Source organism: Pseudomonas citronellolis (genome assembly GCF_029335315.1).
GTDB classification, from domain to species: domain Bacteria; phylum Pseudomonadota; class Gammaproteobacteria; order Pseudomonadales; family Pseudomonadaceae; genus Pseudomonas; species Pseudomonas citronellolis_A.
Genome location: NZ_JARJLT010000244.1, coordinates 1 through 3,916 on the forward strand (window position 1 = coordinate 1; position 3,916 = coordinate 3,916).

General features: G+C 67.5%; 4 protein-coding genes. All 4 read left to right on the forward strand.

Going from position 1 to position 3,916, the window contains the following annotated elements; translation table 11 throughout:
• Window positions 1-76: 76 nt before the first annotated feature.
• Complete coding sequence (locus P3W75_RS18545) at window positions 77-1,003, forward strand: carbohydrate ABC transporter permease (RefSeq protein ID WP_276228783.1); 927 nt, start codon at window positions 77-79, stop codon at window positions 1,001-1,003.
• Complete coding sequence (locus P3W75_RS18550) at window positions 996-1,841, forward strand: carbohydrate ABC transporter permease (RefSeq protein WP_276228780.1); 846 nt, start codon at window positions 996-998, stop codon at window positions 1,839-1,841. Before P3W75_RS18545 ends, P3W75_RS18550 begins: the two co-directional genes overlap by 8 nt.
• Window positions 1,842-1,847: 6 nt before the next feature.
• Window positions 1,848-3,002: an ABC transporter ATP-binding protein gene (locus P3W75_RS18555; RefSeq protein ID WP_276228781.1), complete on the forward strand. Its 1,155-nt coding sequence runs from the start codon at window positions 1,848-1,850 to the stop codon at window positions 3,000-3,002.
• A gap of 36 nt (window positions 3,003-3,038) precedes the next feature.
• Window positions 3,039-3,916, forward strand: an 878-nt coding sequence (locus tag P3W75_RS18560; protein WP_276228782.1) for a carbohydrate porin, incomplete at its 3' end; no start/stop codon positions are given.

Sequence of the window (3,916 nt, forward strand, 5' to 3'; positions counted from 1 at the left end):
GCCCGTCCATTCCCCGCCGACCACTCCGGGCCACCGCCATGGCCCGGACGGCTTCACTCGCACCCGAGAAGACCCCATGGCGACCGAGAACCCGACCTTCACCCCCGCGGCGGCCCCGCGCGCCTCGCTGCTCGACGGCCTGCAGCGCTGGCTGCCGAAACTGGTGCTGGCCCCGAGCATGCTCGTGGTGCTGGTCTGCGTGTACGGCTACATCGGCTGGACGCTGCTGCTGTCCTTCAGCAACTCGCGCTTCATGCCCAGCTACGGCTGGGCCGGCCTGAGCCAGTACCTGCGCCTGTGGGACAACGACCGCTGGTGGGTGGCCAGCCGCAACCTGCTGCTGTTCGGCGGCCTGTTCATCGTCATCTGCCTGCTGCTCGGGGTCTTCCTCGCGGTGCTGCTGGACCAGCGCATCCGCCGCGAAGGCTTCATCCGCACCGTCTACCTGTACCCCATGGCGCTGTCGATGATCGTCACCGGCACCGCCTGGAAGTGGCTGCTCAACCCCGGCCTGGGCCTGGACAAGCTGCTGCGCGACTGGGGCTGGACCGGCTTCCGCTTCGACTGGCTGGTGAACCCCGACCGGGTCGTCTACTGCCTGGTGATCGCCGCCGTGTGGCAGGCCTCGGGCTTCGTCATGGCGCTGTTCCTCGCCGGCCTGCGCGGGGTCGACCCGGCCATCGTGCGCGCCGCCCAGGTCGACGGCGCGAGCCTGCCGACCATCTACCTGCGCATCGTCCTGCCGAGCCTGCGCCCGGTGTTCTTCAGCGCGCTGATGATCCTCGCGCACATCGCCATCAAGAGCTTCGACCTGGTCGCCGCGATGACCGCCGGCGGCCCCGGCTACTCCTCCGACCTGCCGGCGATGTTCATGTACGCGCATACCTTCACCCGCGGCCAGATGGGCCTGGGCGCGGCCAGCGCGATGCTGATGCTCGGCGCCGTGCTGGCCCTGGTGGTGCCTTACCTGTATTCCGAACTGCGAGGCAAGCGCCATGCGTGAAGCGACCCTCCGACCGACCTTCGGCCTCGGCCGCCTGGCGGTCCACGCCACCCTCTGGGGCGCCGTGGCGCTGTACCTGATCCCGCTGCTGGTGATGCTGCTGACCAGCTTCAAGAGCCCCGAGGACATCCGCAACAGCAACCTGCTGGCGCTGCCGGACGTGTTCACCGTGATCGGCTGGGTGAAGGCCTGGGGCGCGGTGGGCGACTACTTCTGGAACTCGGTGAAGATCACCGTGCCGGGCGTGCTGATCTCCACCTTCATCGGCGCCATGAACGGCTACGTGCTGTCGATGTGGCGCTTCCGTGGCTCGCAGCTGTTCTTCGGCGCGCTGCTGTTCGGCTGCTTCCTGCCGTTCCAGGTGATCCTCCTGCCGATGTCCTTCACCCTCGGCAAGCTCGGCCTGGCCAACACCACCACCGGCCTGGTGATCGTCCACTGCATCTATGGCCTGGCCTTCACCACCTTGTTCTTCCGCAACTACTTCGTGGCCATCCCCGACGCCCTGGTCAAGGCCGCGCGCCTCGACGGCGCCGGCTTCTTCACCATCTTCACGCGCATCCTCATGCCGATGTCGCTGCCCATCGTGATGGTCTGCCTGATCTGGCAGTTCACCCAGATCTGGAACGACTTCCTGTTCGGCGTGGTGTTCGCCAGCGGCGACGCCCAGCCGATCACGGTGGCGCTGAACAACCTGGTGAACATCAGCACCGGGGTCAAGGAATACAACGTCGACATGGCCGCGGCGATGATCGCCGCGCTGCCCACGCTGATCGTCTACGTACTGGCTGGAAAGTATTTCGTGCGCGGCCTGACCGCCGGCGCGGTCAAGGGGTAATCGGACATGGCAACACTCGAACTGCGCAACCTGCACAAATCCTACGGCGGCGGCCTGGCGGCGACCCTCAAGTCGATCGACCTGGCGATCGACTCCGGCGAGTTCCTGATCCTGGTCGGCCCGTCCGGCTGCGGCAAATCCACCCTGATGAACTGCATCGCCGGGCTGGAGGACGTCACCGGCGGCGCCATTCTGGTCGACGGCCAGGACATCAGCGGCATGAGCCCGAAGGATCGTGACATCGCCATGGTGTTCCAGTCCTATGCGCTGTACCCGACCATGACGGTGCGCGAGAACATCGCCTTCGGCCTGAAGATCCGCAAGATGCCCCAGGCCGCCATCGACGAAGAGGTGGCGCGGGTCGCCAAGCTGCTGCAGATCGAACACCTGCTGCAGCGCAAGCCGGCGCAGCTCTCCGGCGGCCAGCAGCAGCGCGTGGCCATGGGCCGGGCGCTGGCGCGGCGGCCGAAGATCTACCTGTTCGACGAACCGCTGTCGAACCTCGACGCCAAGCTGCGCGTGGAGATGCGCACCGAGATCAAGCTGATGCACCAGCGCCTGAAGACCACCACGGTCTACGTCACCCACGACCAGATCGAGGCCATGACCCTGGGCGACAAGGTGGCGGTGATGAAGGACGGCGTCGTCCAGCAATTCGGCACCCCGCAGCAGATCTACAACGACCCGGCCAACCTGTTCGTCGCCAGCTTCATCGGTTCGCCGCCGATGAACTTCATCCCGCTGCGCGTGCAGCGCCAGGGCGGCCGCCTGGTCGGCCTGCTGGACAGCGGCCAGGACCGCTGCGAGCTGCCGCTGGAACTGGACGCCGAAGTCGCCGAGGGGCGCGAGCTGATCCTCGGCGTGCGTCCGGAGCAGATCGGCGTGGCCGAGGCTGGCACCGGTGTGGTCGGCGTGCGCGCCGAAGTCGAGGTACTGGAGCCCACCGGCCCGGACACCCTGGCCTTCGTCACCCTCAACGGCGCCAAGGTCTGCTGCCGTCTGGCCCCGGACGCTGCGCCGGCGTTGGGTTCGACCTTGCAGCTGGGGCTGGACCCGGCCCGCGTCCTGCTGTTCGACGCGGGCAGTGGCGAGCGCCTGCGCAAGGCGCCGGGCGGGGCGGGGGAGGCCAAGGTCACCCCGCTGGCTCGGCACAAGCACTGAACGCCGCAAGGCATTTCACCAACGAGGACGATAGCAATGCATAAGAACAACAAGATCCGCCCCGCCCTGGGCTGCCTGCTCGCCCTGGGCGCGGCCGGCCTCAACGGCATGGCGCAGGCCGACGACGCTTTCTCTGCCGATTCGAAGTGGGGGCTCGGCGACTGGGGCGGTACCCGCAGCGAGCTGCTGGAGAAGGGCTACGACTTCAAGCTGGACTACGTCGGCGAGGCGGCGGGCAACCTGCACGGCGGCTACAACGACGACAAGACCGCGCGCTACAGCGACCAGTGGGCGCTGGGCACCCACCTGGACCTGCAGAAGATCCTCGGCTGGCACGGCGCCGAGTTCCAGCTGACGGTGACCGAGCGCAGCGGCAACAACCTGTCCAACGACCGCGTCAGCGACCCGCGCGCCGGCCAGCTCAGCTCGGTGCAGGAAGTCTGGGGCCGGGGCCAGACCTGGCGGCTGACGCAGATGTGGTACAAGCAGACCTTCCTCGACGACGCCCTGGACATCAAGGTCGGTCAGTTCGGCGAGGGCGAGGACTTCAACAGCTTCCCCTGCGACTTCCAGAACCTGGCGTTCTGCGGCTCGCAGGTAGGCAACTGGGTCGGCGGCATCTGGTACAACTGGCCGGTGGCGCAGTGGGCGGTGCGGGTGAAGTACAACCTCAGCCCGGAATTCTTCGTGCAGGTCGGCGCCTACGAGCAGAACCCCTCGAACCTGGAAACCGGCAACGGCTTCAAGCTCAGCGGCAGCGGCACCCAGGGCGCGATCCTGCCGGCGGAGCTGGTGTGGTCGCCGAAGGTCGGCGGGCTGCCCGGCGAATACCGCCTAGGCTACTACTACAGCACCGCCAAGGCCGACGATGTCTACGAGGACGTGAATGGCCAGCCGCAGGCGTTGACCGGCAA

What these genes read in the sequence shown, in the direction of transcription:
- P3W75_RS18545 (WP_276228783.1), top strand. Translation starts at nt 77, where the DNA reads ATGGCGACCGAGAACCCGACCTTCACCCCCGCGGCGGCCCCGCGCGCC.
- P3W75_RS18550 (WP_276228780.1), top strand. Translation starts at nt 996, where the DNA reads ATGCGTGAAGCGACCCTCCGACCGACCTTCGGCCTCGGCCGCCTGGCG.
- P3W75_RS18555 (WP_276228781.1), top strand. Translation starts at nt 1,848, where the DNA reads ATGGCAACACTCGAACTGCGCAACCTGCACAAATCCTACGGCGGCGGC.